Genomic DNA, 16,160 nt, shown 5'->3' on the forward strand with positions numbered 1-16,160 from the left:
TCGCTATATTTATTGTACATCGATACTGATTTCCCGAATTTGAAGATTTTTAATAATTGAATTCGTCAGTGTCTGAAATGATGTATGGCATGAAACTTACAGAAAAGCCTTAAAACACATTCATCTTGAAAGAATACGGAAAAAATATCCAAAAGCTGGTCGATTTCATCAAAACGGTCGATTCCAAAGAAAAGCGAACTGAATACGCTTATGCCCTTGTGGAACTGATGAAACAGCTCAATCCCCAACTGAAGTCAGAAAGTGACCAAAAACTTTGGGATGATCTATATATCATGTCCGACTTTGAACTGGATGTAGAAGCCCCCTTCCCCATGCCAATGAAGGAACTTCTGGGCAAAAGACCCAAGCCTATTGGGTACCTGGAAGGAGAGGTAAAATTCAAACATTACGGCAGGAATATCGAAAAACTGATCGAAAAAGCAACTGAGATTGAAGACGATGAAGAACAAGAGGCTGCCATTATTTTCATCGGCCAGCTTATGCGCAGCTTTCACTCAACATGGAACAGGGAAAACTTTGACGATGCCATCATCATAGATGACATTAAAATCCTTTCTAAGGGCAAACTGCACATTGACTTGGAAAAGGTGAAAGAAAATGGTCTTTTCGAAACAAGTACACGCCGGGATTTCAAGCCACCGTCCGTCATTGAAAATGAGAACAACAACAATAGCGGAAGGAGAAACTATAACAACGGCAACAACAAACGCAGAAACCCGGGATCAAACGTTAAAAAAAGAAGAAATTAATGGGTTCATTCCGAGTACAGGGGGGAGTAAAATTAAAAGGGGAAATTATTCCACAAGGAGCAAAGAATGAAGCACTTCAAATTTTATGTGCCGTTTTGCTTACACCGGAGACAGTTACGGTGCATAAAGTGCCAAATATCCGGGATGTCAACAAATTAATCGAATTGCTTTCGGTGATGGGAGTGGCTGTCACACAAATTGACACCGAATCCTATTCATTTACCGCCTCCTCTATTGATCTGGATTACTTGGAGACAACGGATTTTTTGCAGAAAGCATCTGCTCTTAGAGGATCTGTCATGATTTTAGGTCCGCTGTTGGCCCGATTTGGAAAAGGTAAAATTTCCAAACCAGGGGGAGATAAGATCGGCAGAAGAAGGATGGATACTCACTTTACCGGGTTCCAGAAGCTGGGCGCTTCATTTCATTACGACAAGAAGAAAGAGATCTATAATATCGACGGAAGTCAGCTTAAGGGCTGCTACATGCTATTGGACGAGGCTTCCGTCACCGGGACGGCAAATATAGTCATGGCTGCAGTGTTGGCAGAGGGCACCACAACAATCTATAATGCCGCCTGTGAACCTTACCTACAGCAGCTTTGCCTGATGCTTAATCGGATGGGGGCGAAGATAACTGGCATTGGATCCAATTTATTGACTATTGAAGGTGTAAAAACACTTGGAGGAACTGTTCATACCCTTCTGCCTGACATGATTGAGATTGGGTCCTTTATCGGTCTTGCGGCCATGACCCAATCCGAAATTACCATTAAAGATGTTCAAGTAGAAAAATTAGGTATTATTCCTGAAACTTTTCGCCGTATGGGAATCAAACTGGAGATCATCGGTGACGATATCTATATTCCCGCACAAAAGCATTACGAGATTGAAACTTTTATAGACGGATCTATCCTAACGGTAGCTGATGCCATCTGGCCTGGCTTTACGCCAGACTTATTAAGTATAATTCTTGTAATAGCCACCCAGGCTAAAGGAACGGTACTGGTCCATCAAAAAATGTTTGAAAGCCGCTTATTTTTCGTGGATAAATTGATAGATATGGGAGCCCAAATCATCCTTTGTGACCCGCACAGGGCCACGGTCATTGGGTTGGACAGGAAATACTCCCTACGGGGAATCCGCATGACATCTCCAGATATACGGGCAGGGGTAGCACTCCTTATCGCTGCGATGTCTGCCGAAGGCACTTCGGTAATAGACAATGTGGAACAGATAGACCGGGGTTACCAATATATCGACCAGCGTCTAAATGCTTTGGGAGCCAAGATAGAACGAATTGATTAAAACAGAGAAAAACCGGGATAATATCTCGGTTTTTTTATTTATTTTTAAAGTTGCTGGATTCAAAATATATGAAAAATCAGGATATTCGCTGGGAGCAACGGCTAAGCAATTTTAAAAAAGCGTTGACCAAATTGGAAGAGGGTGTGAATTATATTCAGGATAGCTCGTTGGGCAGGGACAATGGCGAAGATGACGAAGAAAATTCAGGTGTTGTATTAAACAATTTAATAAAACAGGGATTGATTCAAAGCTTCGAGTTTACCCATGAGTTGGCTTGGAATGTTATAAAAGATTATGCGGCGTATCAGGGAAATCCGGAAATCAGGGGATCAAGAGATGCCTCACGGGAAGGCTTTGCCACAGGCTTGATTGAAAATGGCGAAGTATGGATGGAGATGATAAAAAGTCGTAACGATACCTCACATACGTATAATGAAGATACGGCAAATGAAATTTTTACACATATTATAAAAAAATATCTGCCCGCATTTCGTTTATTTCTGCAAAAAATGGAAACTATAAGAGGTGGAACACAACGCGATATTTTTTCATAATGAATATCGGGTTAGAACAACATACCGTCGATGCCATTACTGATGTTTTTAGAAAATATCCCCAGATTACATGCGCTATATTATATGGTTCACGGGCTAAAGGAAATTACCGTCCGAATTCAGACATCGACATAACGTTAAAAGGAGAGGAATTAGATTTATCAACCTTATACAAAATTGAAACAACATTGGATGATTTACTTTTGCCTTACCGAATTGACTTATCCAATTTTCAGAACATTGAAAACAGTGACCTGAAAGATCATATCAATCGGGTTGGGATTGCTTTTTATACAAAATAAAGAGTTCGCCACTGCACGTTACCTTTGGATTGATTTTTGCATTGATTTTTCCTTAAACCATAACATTATTAGCTATGAAAAAATCACTATTAATTTTTGCCTTTGTGCTTACAGCAGCGCTGGCACAGGCACAGGAAAAAGGAGATGCACGCCTTCAGCTCGGCGGAGAATTTGGCTTTAATTCGGAGCTTTTTGGGTTAAATATAGGAGCGGAATATTTCGTAGTGGACCGGATATCCGCCGCACCGAATTTCACCATCTTTTTCCCTGATTATGGAAGTGCAAGTAACTTGAACGTTGATTTCAGGTATTACCTGACAGAAGGAATACTACAATGGTATGGCCTTGCCGGATTTACGAACCATTGGGCTAGTGTCGACTTCGGATCAAGCACCATAACATCCAGTACCCAGGGAGCGAATATCGGTGCCGGTGGCGTATTGAAGTTTGCCGATCGGCTTGCGTTTAATCCGGAAATAAAATATCAGGCGATGTCTGGAGGACAGGCCGTCTTTCGACTTGGCTTGGTGTATTTTATCAATTAGATATCATGGGGGGGTCTGGAAAGGATCCCCTTTTTTTAACTTAAGCAGGTAATTCACGAATTGAATTAAAAATTACGAATTACGAATTACCGACTCCCTTATTTAATTTCTCTCTATCTCCTACATCACCTAGTTGAGGTGAAAATTACGAATTTCGAATTACGGGAGCCTTTTTCTTATTGAACTTTATCTCGTTCACCAACTGGTTGGAATAGAAATTACGAATTAAAAATTACGAATTAGGGGGAGGCAGATTTAGATGCCGGCTTGCAATGACAAAAATTTAGATTTGAATCCACACTTTTTCATCTGTTTATAATTTGATTTTTAACGGTCAGATGGAATCTCGCAACGATAATCATCCCACTGTGTGACGTTTTCGTCATGCTCGATTTCATGTGTTTATAATTTGCTTTTCAAAGGTCACATGGAATCTCACCATTATAAACATCCCAGTGTGTGACGGGTACGTCAGGCTCGATTTCATAACAACAGAACGAAATAAAAAGATTGCACAGAAAATTTAGACGCATTTATATCGGTATTGAAAACTGTGATTTTTCAAACAGAGAAAAAAAATAATTTACGGCGGGGAGTATCAAAAATCCAATCATTTGAATTACTTTTAAATCGTTTTTTAACCGATTATGACCTGACCTATTTTACTATTAGCTATGAAAAAATTGCTATTCTTTTTTGCCATTGCGCTAACAACAACGCATGGGTATGCCCAAGAACAAGGAGATATTCGTATCCAAGCTGGTTCAGACTATGGCTATAGGTCGGAGTTATTTGGAGTTAATCTGGGTGGGGAATATTTCGTTGATAAACGAACTTCATTTGCACCCAATTTCACCATTTATTTACCTGAGTATGGAGGAGCAAGTAGCTTGAACTTGGATTTGAGGTATTACTTTACCGAAGGCACTTTACAGTGGTATGGTCTTGCCGGTTTTACCAACAACTGGTTGACAGTGGAATTTACTGATGGGAGCAGGAGAACTTCCGGTAGGCAGGGGGCAAATATCGGTGCTGGAGGTGTCTTAAAATTTGCAGAGCGCTTTGCATTTAATCCGGAAATAAAATTACAGGCACAAAACAGGGGGCAGGGAGTGTTTCGATTGGGAATGGTTTATTTTGTCAACTAACTTCATAGAAATTACGAATTAAAAATTACAAATTACGGAGGCCTTTTTCTAATTTCCCTCTATTTCCTCAACCAACTGGTTGAACTGAAAATTACGAATTAAAAATCACGAATTACGGGGCGCGTTTTCTAACTCCCCTCAATCTCTTCTACCAGCTGATTGAAATAAATATTACGAATTACGGGCTCCTTTTTCCAATTTCCCTCTATCTTTTCCACGGAATGATTGATTAAAAATTACGAATGACGAATTACGGGGCCTTTTTTAATTCCCCTCTATTTCCTCCACCAACTGCCTATACCAATCCTCTCCGTACTTACGCACTAGGGCATCTTTCAGAAATTTGTAGAGAGGCACGCCAAGTGTCTTCCCGAGGACGCAGGCTGCATCGCATATTTCCCAACGATCGTAATTCAATGCATCGTATTGGTCGTATTTAGTGATTCTAATAGGATACAAATGGCAGCTAACTGGCTTTCGGAAAGTAGATTTTCCGTCAAAGTAAGCTTGTTCTATCCCGCACTTCAATATCCCCTTTTCGTCCCGAAGTGAGAACGCACAGGCACCGTTCTGTCCGATTGTTGCGGTACCTTTTTCACCGTCCATATCAAACACCCAAACTCCCTGCTCTTCAATAACTTCAATGCCCTCTGCAGATAAGTATGGTTGAATGGCCAAATAGTTTTTTTGAAGTTCATCAATTTCATCCTCATCTAACGGTGCGCCGGCATCGCCTTCCACACAACAGGCTCCCTTGCATTTTTCCAAATCACAGACAAAAAAATTCTCTTTTATATCATCACTTAGGACGGCGTTTTCTACTATAATCATCATTTCTGAATTAGCCTTCAAAGGTAAGGATTATTTACCCTTCCTCTATAGGTAACCGCATCAAAAAAATAGCCGCCCCAACGAATTGAGGCGGCATAACCCAGCACTATGAAGAAAAGCTAATAAAAGCCTTACGTGGATATAACTTTCTGTTTTTGAAAAAGTTTTAAATAATTATACTAAAATCGGAATTCATACCCCATGGTAATAAATCGCGGTATTCCCACCCGAATCCCCTGAGGTCTTCTGTTGGCAATATAGCGCTCATTGAAAATGTTTTTAACTGACAGATTAAATCTTGAATTCCATTTATCCACATTATAAAAAACATTGGCGTCCATCAAAAAATATGAAGGAATTTCACCCGTCCTTCCGTCCACAGAAGGTGCAATGGAATTGACCTCATCTGTAAATTGATTTCCGACATAGTTGGCTGTAACCCGGGCACCCAATCCCATGTTTGATTCAAATGTCAAAGCGGTGTTGATAAACCATTCCGGGGCATAGGGAGTCCTATTGCCATTTATGTTCATGTCACCCATAAATCGATCTTCGGAAAAAGTTGATTGTACATAAGTTGCATTGACATCGTAGCGTAAGTTCACCGAATTAAATCCCAACACTTGGCCTATATCGAAAACGAGAGCTGACTCGAACCCTTGGTGTAAAGTAGCCCCTGCGTTTACCACGCCAAAACCAATTCCTCCCGCTGATTCCGCCACCGGAATAATCTGATTGGAAAAGTCCATGCGGAACCCGGTCATTTCCAAGAATAGCCAACGCTTTAGGTCAGACCTAAAACCCAATTCATAATTCCAGCTTTCTTCCGCGTCCAAATCCAACGCGTCTCCTGTAGAAGTAATGGCATCCTTGGTGCGGGGGGGAGCATATCCTTTGTGCACACCACCGAATATACTCACCTTTACATTAGGTCTGTAGTTAAACCCAAGACCTGGAATGATTTCTGTGACCGAATTACCTGCTACCAAAACCGTATCAACAATACCAATCCCAGCAAAATTTCGTCGGTTGATGTCTCTTTCGTAGTTAAAATTTTCCATTCGCACCCCTCCGCTTAACAATATTTTTTCGGTTAACTGGAGTTTGTTCTCGGCATAGGCACTTATTGCCTGGCCGGTGCGGATTTCATCCTCTACGAGATTTCCACTTTTAACTCCGGCCTTTGTACCGTTCACCCGTTGTTCAAATGCTCGCTCATATAGGAGTCTGGTTCCAACAACCAAGTCATTTTTTCTGCCGAATAAGTCATGCTTAACTTCCAGCCTTGGTTCAAACCCTGCTACTTCAAACTGCCGGTCCCTATTTCCCGTGCTGTTTCTCATAAAGATGGCTCCACCTGGCACATCGGTACTTCCCCAAGTTACCCCAGTCCAATTGGCAGGGGCGTTGTTGGCCTCATTGGATGTAAAATCCTGTCTGTTCCAATTTCGGGTAGTGGTGTATCCATAAGCGATAGTCCTTAATTTTACATTTTCACTAAACCGATACTTGTGGCTGAAGCTGAGGGAATACCGCTTAACATCCAGCTGATCATCCGGTGCCATACGAACAAAATCTTCGCCTCCCCTATCGTACATCACCTGATTGATGCCAATATAAGTGGAATTTGACACTTCATTATATACACCCAATTTCACTCCCAACTCAGATTTCTCGTTCATATTGAACAGAAACTTTGTGTTGAAGTCCGTAATATCAAACTCAGTAGGACCTATATTTTGGGCTTGTTTTTTCATCAGGTTTACCTGAATTCCCGTGTTGCCGTATGTGTCTCCATAATTGACCAAACCGCTGAAAAAACCGCCCTGCCCTCCTTGGATTCTAATAGAGCCCTCTTGCTCAGAAGGGGGATTTGGAGTGAGGTAATTGACAACACCTCCGATGGTTTGTGGTCCGTACAGTATTTGACCCGATCCTTTGAGGATCTCAATACCTGCCATTCGGTCTATGGCGGGAGTATAATACATTTCAGGTTCTCCGTAGGGGGCGAGAGCTACCGGTACTCCATCTTCCAAAACCAACACAGACCGACTGCGATCTGGATCCAATCCCCTGATGCCTATGTTGACCCGCATACCCACACCTTCTTCATCTACAACGTGAATACCTGGCGACCTTCTTAATACCTCATTGCCGCTGATGGGGGATATGTTTTCAATTTCCTTTTTATCTATAAATGTAACTGCTCCAGGAACCTTACTGAAAATCCTATCCTTCTCGGAAACAACAGTGACCTGAGGCATTTCCACGCCGATTTCACTAAACGAAAGTTGCAAGGTCATTATTTTACCCTTGACTACGTCAATGTCTTCCAGAATAGACTTAAAACCGAGGGCTGAAATTTTAAGGGTGTATTTTCCGTCTGAAAGATCATAAATCTGAAAATTACCGTCAATATCCGTGTGTGCCCCCTTTACCGTACCAACTACAAGGATATTGGCGTAGGGAATGGGCTCCCCCTCTAATGAGCTGATACTGCCTTTAATGGCGAGTTCCCTATTATCAGAGTCCTTATCCACCCCGTTTTTTCCGAAAATTGCGTGCGTCCCTGTAAAGAAAAATATAGCCAGTACGAGCGTAGCAACAAACGGCTTAAAATTGAGAAAGGATTTTTGATTGTAAATACGTTCCATAAATACCCGCTCTTCTTATTTAGATTTATTATAGATATTAATAAGGGCAAAGATATCTGCTATTTAAATTCAATCCAAATAAACGAAATGAAAAGCTTCATTGATATTTAGCATAAGGTATTTGAGTTAATAGAAAACATCAATTGATTTTAGCTTGGTTGCAAAAGGGGGATATTATTAGGCATTCATACAAAATTCTCCAAATTACCGTAAATTAGCACCGTGCAAGCCGACCTGTCGCTGTCCCTATGCGGGAGAGAGGAAAGTCCGGGCAACGCAGAGCGCCATACTTCCTAACGGGAAGGGGTCATTCTGGCGACGGAATGATTACAGAAAGTGCCACAGAAATTAAACCGCCCAACTCCTGTTAAGGATAGGGTAAGGGTGAAATGGTGGGGTAAGAGCCCACCGTCCCGCTGGCGACATCGGGAGCAGGGCAAACCTTATGGGTTGAAAGATCAAATAGGCTCCGGGCTAAGGGTTGCTCGCCCAATCCCGTAGGGAAACCGGAGTGGGTAGATCGATGGATCCAAGTCGTGAGGCTTGGGCTAGATAAATGACAGGTATTGTTGCATCAGGATTTGTCCACCTGCAACAAGACAGAACCCGGCTTACAGGCTTGCACCTTTAATTGAACTAAAATATAGGAGTAACGATATGTCAAAAATTTTAATCATCGATGATGAAAAGGTAATTCGGTCCACCTTAAAAGAGATTTTAGAATACGAAAAATATGAAATTTTTGAAGCGCAAGACGGGCAGGAAGGCTTTGAGATGATTGAAAAACAGGATTTTGATCTGGTCCTTTGTGACATCAAAATGCCAAAAATGGATGGTATGGAAGTCCTTACCAAGAGCCTTAGCCTGGATAGGCAACCCCAGTTTATCATGATCTCCGCCCATGGCAGTATAGAAACTGCCGTAGAAGCAACCAAAAAAGGGGCATTTGATTTTATCCCAAAACCACCGGACCTAAATCGATTATTACTCACCGTACGAAATGCATTGGATAAAAAGACCCTGGTGCAGGAAACCAAGGTTCTCAAAAAGAAACTTTCCAAAAAACTTGATATGGTGGGTGAGTCCAAAGGAATTTTTCAAGTAAAGGAAACTATCGAAAAGGTGGCTCCCACTGATGCGCGCGTCATGATTACCGGCCCCAACGGTACCGGAAAGGAATTGGTAGCCCACTGGATCCACGAGAAAAGTAACCGTGCAAATGCACCATTTATTGCGGTTAACTGTGCGGCGATACCTTCTGAATTAATTGAAAGTGAATTGTTTGGACATGAAAAAGGTGCCTTTACTTCCGCTATGAAACAACGTCAGGGGAAGTTTGAACAAGCCCATGGCGGGACTCTTTTTCTGGATGAAGTGGGAGATATGAGCTTATCCGCACAAGCAAAAGTGCTGCGTGCGTTGCAAGAACACAAAATCTCACGGGTCGGCGGTGACAAAGATATTACCGTAGATGTCCGTATCTTGGCCGCAACCAATAAAGATCTAAAAGCCGAGATTAAAAGAGGAGAATTCCGTGAGGATCTATACCATCGACTCAGTGTTATCGTCATTCAAGTACCTCCCTTAAAAGACAGGATTGAAGATATCCCCCTGCTTGTTGACAAATTTCTAACTGACATAGCCGGGGAATATGGAACTTCCAAAAAGGAAATTGATGAGGCTGCACTTAAAAAACTCCAACAAAATCCCTGGACGGGAAATATACGGGAATTAAGAAATGTGGTTGAACGCCTCGTTATTTTAGGCAGTAAAACCATCACAGAAGAGGACGTGAAAAAATATGCTGACTATTAAGGTCAGCATATTTCTATCCTTTGACTTGATTTGTGTACTCTGCCTTGGCATATGCCGGACATGGCTTACTGGAGGCACATGCACCCATGGCCAAAACAGCCACAAACAACATCGAAATAATTAAACTTTTCATATGATTATATTTTTTTTTTTTGCGGCCATATGGAATCTCGCCACGATAATCATCCCTGTATGTGAAGCTTTCGTTATGCTCGATTTCATAATTCTATTTTTTAACTGATCAAATATGAATAAATATATACCCAATACAAAACTAATTAAGCATTAAATTACATCCTCGCAGGTCACTGTTGTCAAACCTCCCCAAAATTTCCAGTTCTCCGCTTCTATCTATTCTACCCAAATCCTGCGTCTCAATAAAAGCACAGGAATGGAAATTTGCCAAATCTATAATGTTCATCCCGCCTACCTTCCTGTCTTGATAGGCGAAGGGATCATGTGTATCCCTGATGTAAACGCCCATAGTTTTAGGAAGCGTATAAATTCCGTCGCTTTTCGAATAGGCTTGAGACATTAATTCTGTCATACCGTATTCGGAATGAATGGCATCTATCTGAAAGCCCTTTCTCAACTGATCATGAACTTCTTCCCGAATCATTTCTTTTCGCCTCCCTTTCATACCCCCCGTTTCCATGACTATCAAATTATTTAACGCAGGAATCTCCTTAAACTCTTCTATCAAGTCCAGCAAAGCAAAAGTCACGCCGATTAAAAGCACTTTTTTGCCGGATGACTTGCTTGCGGTTAAAGTGTCTGATAATTTTTGGTGATCATATAAATAAAACCCTGAAAATGGGGATTTGGTTTGAGAAATGAAATACTCAATCATAGAAACGAGTGAGCTTCCCTGACGCTCCAAATAAGAAGGAAGAAGGGCTAAGATGTGGAAATCACTCAAACTACCATAGGTTTCCTCAAATATCTGCTTTGCATGCTCTAGGTAAAATGTTTCGGACCAATAATAATGTTTACTGTTCACCTGTCCGGTAGTCCCACTGCTTGAATAGAATTTGTTAGGGTCAGGGTCCGATCCACAATAAACTTTCTGGGACTTAAAAAAAGATATGGGGAGAAAGGGGATTTGGGTCAAATTCGAAATTTTTTTAGGGTCAATTTTTCGAGCTTGAATATAAGCTTTATAAACAGGATTTTCGGCTGCCTGAAAATGAAAAAGGTCCAGTGCAAGCCGTTCAAAGTCATTATGTCCCATATTTTTGAGGGATTCAGAAAAACTTTTGAAATATTTCATCGTTAATTTTATGGTTAACCCCTTTTTTTAATCAAATTTACATCATACAAGTCGCTGCATAACGTTACTGAAACCATGAAGGTAGTAAATAAGCCCGTTCTTCTTCTAATCTTATCCCTGGGATTTTCCTGTATAGCTCCTCCAGTTAATTTCCCTACAGTACCTGAAATCAGCTTCAATAATCTGGAATTTGTGGAAACAACTGATGCAGATTCCTTGATTGTGACATTAAATTTCCGGGATGCTGAAGGTGATTTGGGTCTTAATCCCAGAGAAATTAATCCTCCATTCAATGAACTCGAATATCAGGTGGATAATCAAGGAACATTAATCACTTATGCAAACCGCCCCGCAGAAGCACCCTCCTACAACAATAGAGACTGGATTATCTTTCCTTTGATAAACAATGTCGAAGTACGAGATACAATCTGGGTGAAAGAAAATCCGGATTATTATAACATTTTTGTCAAGTTTTACATAAAAAGGAGCGGAGAATACACTGAATTTAGATGGTCCGACCCGCCTTATTTTACAACCTTTAACGGCAGATTCCCAAGAATTCTTTCCGACGATAGGGATCGTGCAATAGAAGGGAATATACGCTATGGCATGTTGTCACTGGGTTGGAATAGCATATTTAGGAATGATACGCTCAGACTTGATTTACAAATTCAAGACAGGCAGTTGAACAGAAGTAATTTGGTATCCACACCTGATTTTACCTTGGCACAAATTCGGCGAGCCCGATAAAGTTTTTATCACCATACTAGAATAAAGGGGGAAATCTTTCGGGATCCGTTTCGCTCATAATCCCATAAGCGACCTCAACGACATCATCTATGCTCGGTTTTGAAAAATAATCCCCATCTGTGGAATAGGCGGGCCGGTGCTCCTTTGCGGAAATCGTAATGGGTTCGGAATCCAACTTGTAATAGGCACCTTGCCCTTCAATTACGCGCTGCATCATGTATGCGGACGCACCTCCCGGCACATCTTCATCCGCAAAAATCACCCGGTTGGTCTTGGAGATGGATTGGCCAATGATGTGGGATGTGTCAAAAGGAATTAAGGTTTGCACATCTATAATTTCCAATGATATCCCCATCGTTTCAAGGGCATCAGCCGCACCCATCACAATCCGGCACATGGCACCGTACGTGACTACAGTGATATCGGTCCCCGTGCGCAAAACTTCGGGCTTACCAACAGGTACAGTAAATCTATCAATATTGGCAGGCATTTTTTCCTTCAACCGGTATCCATTGAGCACTTCAATAACGACGGCCGGTTCATCAGCTTCCAGAAGGGTATTGTACATTCCGGCAGCTTGTGTCATGTTTCGGGGAACACATAGCAATATCCCGCGTAAACTGCCTAAAATCATACTTATGGGCGAACCAGAATGCCAAACACCTTCTAGTCGGTGTCCTCTGGTACGTATAATAAGCGGTGCCTTTTGTCCCCCTTTGGTTCTGTAATGGAGACAGGCTAGATCGTCGGTCAAAGTGTGCAGTGCATAGACTAGGTAGTCTAGGTACTGGATTTCGGTAATTGGCCGCAGTCCACGAAGGGCCGCACCAATGCCTTGGCCTATAATAGTACACTCCCGTATACCGGTATCCGTCACTCGGATTTCGCCATATTTGGCTTGCAGTCCGGCGAATGCCTGATTAACATCGCCAATTTTCCCTACATCTTCGCCGATGGCAAATACCCGGGGATCCCTACTTAACATTTGGTCAAAGCAAGCTTGCAACACTTCCCTACCATCCACCAACGCAGAATCTTCCCCATAAGACACGGGTATTTCCGGTACAAGAGAAGCCCGATGGGAGGATTCACTGTAAAGGTGACTGTTATACCTATCCTTATTTATATGCTCCTGTTTTTTATACCAGTTCAATAACTCTTCCTTAATTTCAATGGGATCATGCCTCATTTCCCACAAAGCCCGCCGAACTGTGCTAATAAGATCCATTCGGACAGGATTAATGGTTTTTACCAAGTCTTGCGTCATCTGCTCCAAGGCAGGTCGATGACCACTTAGTGCCCCGGCTTTTTGAATCAGGGCAACGGCTTGTTTCAGTTCTGAACTAATGACATCATTAAATGCTTTCCAGGCTCTGTCTTTGCTTTGTTTAACGAACTGTTTTACCTCTTTGTCGATTTCATCGAGTTCGTCTTCGGTAGCGATTTCGTTTTCCAATATATAGGACTTGAACTTTGGTATACAATCGTATTCCGCTTCCCAAGCAAGTCTTTCTTTTGATTTATACCGCTCATGGGACCCGGAAGTGGAGTGCCCTTGGGGCTGCGTCATTTCGATAACATGGATAAGCACAGGCACATGTTCATTGCGGGCAATTTTTGCGGCCTTGCCATAGGTTTCCATTAGGGCTTCATAATCCCACCCTTTCACTACAAATATCTCGTATCCGTTCTTATCGTATGTTCTTTTGAAGCCTTCCATAGCTTCCGAAATGCTTGCTTTGGTTATCTGATACTCGTTGGTAACCGATATGCCATACCCATCATCCCAAATAGAAATGATCATCGGCACTTGTAATACGCCTCCAGCGTTGACAGTCTCCAAGAACATCCCTTCGGCGGTCGACGCATTGCCGATTGTACCCCATGCCACTTCGTTGCCCTTGTTGGAAAAATTGGTAAACTGATGAAGCTGTTTATTTTCCCTGTAAAGCTTTGAGGCATAAGCCAGACCAACTAATCTGGGCATTTGTGCGGCAGTCGGGGAAATATCGGCCGTGGAGTTATTGATTTTCATCAAGTTTTTCCAACTTCCATCTGGGTTGAGCGACCGGGTAGCAAAGTGCCCATTCATAAGCCTCCCAGCGGAGGCCGGCTCAGCCTCTACATCCGTATGTGCATAGAGCTGTGCAAAATACTCCTGAATACTCAACTCTCCGGTGGCAAACATAAAGGTCTGGTCCCTGTAATACCCAGAACGAAAGTCCCCCAGCTGAAAAAACTTGGTCATTGCCAATTGTGCCAGCTCTTTACCATCACCAAAAATCCCGAATTTGGCCTTACCCATAAAGACTTCCTTCCTACCCATCAAGGATGCATGCCTGCTTGTCATGGCCAATCTAAAATCTTCCAAAACATGCTCCCGACCAAAACCGGTCTTTTTCTTAATATTGAGGGTGGACAATTCTTCCATTTCTTTATCTATAAACGCAACTGTTTTTCACTGAGGGAAAAATGCAAGTGGACCAAAAATACAGAAATTTGACAGAAATCCCAATTATAATTAAGATTATTTTTTCAATAAAATATACTATTATTCTGTTTTTTATTAAAAAAAATCAATTTGTAAAATTTTATTTTGTCCTACTTATATTTAGCGATAAATTAATTTACTTTATTATTCTTAGATTTTTAATTCCTTATTCCTGACATATTCAATTTCTTTTAAAAAATCCAATACCTATTTGGTATTTTTTTGCGGTAAAAAATCCCGGCAGTCAATATGTTTTCGGCAAAACTGTTTACTTTTGAGGACAAATTTCAACAAAAATTCCAAATCCGGAAACACTGGAAAATGGCTAATTCCAATTCTCAGCACCTTATACCATTTTTGAGTTCCAAGATCCGACTTGGCCCGTATTTTATCTAAATTTCATTCTTCAAAAATTCACTTCAAACACTATAACCACATGATCGTAGGCGTACCAAAAGAAATAAAAAATAACGAAAACCGAGTTGCCCTCACTCCCGCTGGAGCCAAGGAATTGACTAAGCAGGGCCATGAGGTCTATGTCCAACTAGGAGCCGGTCAGGGAAGTGGATTCCCCAATGAACTATATGAATTGGCGGGTGCTAAAATCCTCCCTACTATTGAAGAGGTGTACGGCATATCAGAAATGATCATCAAGGTTAAGGAGCCTATTGCTTCTGAATATTCCTTGATTCGGAGAAATCAACTTTTATTTACATATTTTCACTTTGCTTCCTATGAGCCGCTGACCAATGCCATGATTCAAAGTAAGGCAATTTGCCTCGCTTATGAGACGGTGGAAATGTCAGATCGAAGCTTACCCCTATTGGTTCCCATGTCAGAAGTGGCCGGAAGAATGGCCGTGCAGAAAGGCGCGAATTACTTGGAAAAGCCGCTGGGAGGCAGAGGTATATTATTGGGTGGCGTTCCAGGTACCCTCCCGGCAAAAGTGATCATTTTGGGTGGTGGAATTGTCGGCACACAAGCAGCTTGGATGGCTGCGGGTCTTGGCGCGGATGTGATCATCCTTGATGTCTCACTGCCGAGAATGAGGTATCTATCCGATGTGATGCCAGCCAACGTGAGAACTATGATGTCCAATGAATTTAACATCCGAAAGCTCCTACCAACCGCAGATCTGGTAATAGGAGCTGTATTGATCCCCGGTGCTAAGGCACCACACCTAATAACCAAGGCTATGTTGAAACTGATGATGCCGGGCACTGTGCTTGTGGATGTGGCTGTAGATCAAGGTGGATGTATAGAAACCTGCCGACCTACCACCCATGAAAACCCCACTTATATCATAGATGACGTACTGCATTATTGTGTGGCCAATATGCCTGGGGCGGTGCCATACACCTCCACCCTCGCATTGACGAATGCCACTCTCCCCTATGCGTTGGAGCTTGCCAACAAGGGATGGAAGAAAGCTGTTATCGATCAACCAGAACTACTAAAAGGACTGAATATCATTGAGGGACATGTGGTCTATGAAGCTGTTTCGGAGACTTTTGGACTGCCCTATGTTCCTGTCGAAAACTTTCTATAATTAAGAAACAGTTAGCCCCAGGGGTGAGGCTAACTGTTTTTAAAAACAACCCATCAGCCGATAAATTATGGAATTGACAGAAATTGTCGAATCCAGTTTTTTGCATTTCATCGGCTATTTTCAATAAATGATTTTTATCAGGTTTTAGCCGTACCGTTATCATGAAACAATTTC

Annotated in this window: 13 protein-coding genes and 1 other RNA gene; 10 read left to right on the plus strand and 4 right to left on the minus strand. The window is 41.9% G+C overall.

The features are described 5' to 3' along the window. The first annotated feature begins 125 nt into the window (after window positions 1-125). From FQ608_RS11485 to FQ608_RS11510, 6 genes are all read left to right on the plus strand, one after another. A complete protein-coding gene (locus FQ608_RS11485) occupies window positions 126-770 on the plus strand; it encodes a DUF4290 domain-containing protein (protein WP_158858371.1) in 645 nt (214 codons plus the stop codon). Beyond that, the gene (gene murA, locus FQ608_RS11490) at window positions 770-2,077 is read left to right on the plus strand and encodes a UDP-N-acetylglucosamine 1-carboxyvinyltransferase (RefSeq protein WP_158858372.1); all 1,308 of its coding nucleotides are present in this window, start codon (window positions 770-772) and stop codon (window positions 2,075-2,077) included. The genes FQ608_RS11485 and murA overlap by 1 nt, the downstream gene beginning before the upstream one ends. Window positions 2,078-2,145: 68 nt before the next feature. Next, entirely contained in the window at window positions 2,146-2,631 is a 486-nt protein-coding gene (locus FQ608_RS11495; RefSeq protein WP_158858373.1) for a nucleotidyltransferase substrate binding protein, read from the plus strand. Continuing rightward, window positions 2,631-2,933, plus strand: a complete 303-nt coding sequence (locus FQ608_RS11500) for a nucleotidyltransferase domain-containing protein (RefSeq protein ID WP_158858374.1) — start codon at window positions 2,631-2,633, stop codon at window positions 2,931-2,933. Before FQ608_RS11495 ends, FQ608_RS11500 begins: the two co-directional genes overlap by 1 nt. Window positions 2,934-3,007: 74 nt before the next feature. Next, a complete protein-coding gene (locus tag FQ608_RS11505) occupies window positions 3,008-3,478 on the plus strand; it encodes a hypothetical protein (protein ID WP_158858375.1) in 471 nt (156 codons plus the stop codon). Between the two features lie 674 nt (window positions 3,479-4,152). Beyond that, window positions 4,153-4,626 carry a hypothetical protein gene (locus tag FQ608_RS11510; RefSeq protein WP_158858376.1) on the plus strand — a complete coding sequence of 158 codons (474 nt, stop codon included), beginning with the start codon at window positions 4,153-4,155 and terminating at the stop codon, window positions 4,624-4,626. Window positions 4,627-4,890: 264 nt separating this feature from the next. Here the strand turns inward: FQ608_RS11510 and FQ608_RS11515 are convergent, their stop codons facing one another. After that, the gene (locus FQ608_RS11515) at window positions 4,891-5,457 is read right to left on the minus strand and encodes a DUF3109 family protein (protein WP_158858496.1); all 567 of its coding nucleotides are present in this window, start codon (window positions 5,455-5,457) and stop codon (window positions 4,891-4,893) included. A gap of 179 nt (window positions 5,458-5,636) precedes the next feature. Further along, window positions 5,637-8,111: a TonB-dependent receptor gene (locus tag FQ608_RS11520; protein WP_158858377.1), complete on the minus strand. Its 2,475-nt coding sequence runs from the start codon at window positions 8,109-8,111 to the stop codon at window positions 5,637-5,639. A gap of 221 nt (window positions 8,112-8,332) precedes the next feature. Here FQ608_RS11520 and rnpB point away from each other — a divergent pair. Both rnpB and FQ608_RS11530 read left to right on the plus strand, forming a co-directional pair. Continuing rightward, window positions 8,333-8,741, plus strand: an RNA gene (rnpB, locus tag FQ608_RS11525) — RNase P RNA component class A. A 27-nt stretch (window positions 8,742-8,768) separates the two neighbouring features. Then, a complete protein-coding gene (locus FQ608_RS11530; RefSeq protein ID WP_158858378.1) occupies window positions 8,769-9,926 on the plus strand; it encodes a sigma-54-dependent transcriptional regulator in 1,158 nt (385 codons plus the stop codon). A gap of 274 nt (window positions 9,927-10,200) precedes the next feature. Here the strand turns inward: FQ608_RS11530 and FQ608_RS11535 are convergent, their stop codons facing one another. Then, entirely contained in the window at window positions 10,201-11,196 is a 996-nt protein-coding gene (locus FQ608_RS11535; protein WP_158858379.1) for a LuxE/PaaK family acyltransferase, read from the minus strand. Window positions 11,197-11,271: 75 nt separating this feature from the next. Here FQ608_RS11535 and FQ608_RS11540 point away from each other — a divergent pair, with 75 nt between their 5' ends. Continuing rightward, window positions 11,272-11,946, plus strand: coding sequence for a hypothetical protein (locus FQ608_RS11540; protein ID WP_158858380.1), 675 nt, complete (start codon window positions 11,272-11,274; stop codon window positions 11,944-11,946). 16 nt (window positions 11,947-11,962) lie between these two features. Here the strand turns inward: FQ608_RS11540 and FQ608_RS11545 are convergent, their stop codons facing one another. Beyond that, window positions 11,963-14,377, minus strand: a complete 2,415-nt coding sequence (locus tag FQ608_RS11545) for an alpha-ketoacid dehydrogenase subunit alpha/beta (RefSeq protein ID WP_158858381.1) — start codon at window positions 14,375-14,377, stop codon at window positions 11,963-11,965. Window positions 14,378-14,873: 496 nt separating this feature from the next. On the opposite strand from FQ608_RS11545, the gene ald reads away from it, so the two are divergent. Further along, on the plus strand, window positions 14,874-15,986 hold the full coding sequence (gene ald, locus FQ608_RS11550) for an alanine dehydrogenase (RefSeq protein ID WP_158858382.1): 1,113 nt from the start codon (window positions 14,874-14,876) through the stop codon (window positions 15,984-15,986). Window positions 15,987-16,160: the final 174 nt, after the last annotated feature.

The organism is Lunatibacter salilacus (genome assembly GCF_009797935.1).
Lineage (GTDB): Bacteria > Bacteroidota > Bacteroidia > Cytophagales > Cyclobacteriaceae > Lunatibacter > Lunatibacter salilacus.

Coding starts and splice junctions, on each gene's coding strand:
- murA (WP_158858372.1), top strand. CDS start 770: ATGGGTTCATTCCGAGTACAGGGGGGAGTAAAATTAAAAGGGGAAATT.
- FQ608_RS11495 (WP_158858373.1), top strand. CDS start 2,146: ATGAAAAATCAGGATATTCGCTGGGAGCAACGGCTAAGCAATTTTAAA.
- FQ608_RS11500 (WP_158858374.1), top strand. CDS start 2,631: ATGAATATCGGGTTAGAACAACATACCGTCGATGCCATTACTGATGTT.
- FQ608_RS11505 (WP_158858375.1), top strand. CDS start 3,008: ATGAAAAAATCACTATTAATTTTTGCCTTTGTGCTTACAGCAGCGCTG.
- FQ608_RS11510 (WP_158858376.1), top strand. CDS start 4,153: ATGAAAAAATTGCTATTCTTTTTTGCCATTGCGCTAACAACAACGCAT.
- FQ608_RS11515 (WP_158858496.1), bottom strand. CDS start 5,457: ATGATTATAGTAGAAAACGCCGTCCTAAGTGATGATATAAAAGAGAAT.
- FQ608_RS11520 (WP_158858377.1), bottom strand. CDS start 8,111: ATGGAACGTATTTACAATCAAAAATCCTTTCTCAATTTTAAGCCGTTT.
- FQ608_RS11530 (WP_158858378.1), top strand. CDS start 8,769: ATGTCAAAAATTTTAATCATCGATGATGAAAAGGTAATTCGGTCCACC.
- FQ608_RS11535 (WP_158858379.1), bottom strand. CDS start 11,196: ATGAAATATTTCAAAAGTTTTTCTGAATCCCTCAAAAATATGGGACAT.
- FQ608_RS11540 (WP_158858380.1), top strand. CDS start 11,272: ATGAAGGTAGTAAATAAGCCCGTTCTTCTTCTAATCTTATCCCTGGGA.
- FQ608_RS11545 (WP_158858381.1), bottom strand. CDS start 14,377: ATGGAAGAATTGTCCACCCTCAATATTAAGAAAAAGACCGGTTTTGGT.
- ald (WP_158858382.1), top strand. CDS start 14,874: ATGATCGTAGGCGTACCAAAAGAAATAAAAAATAACGAAAACCGAGTT.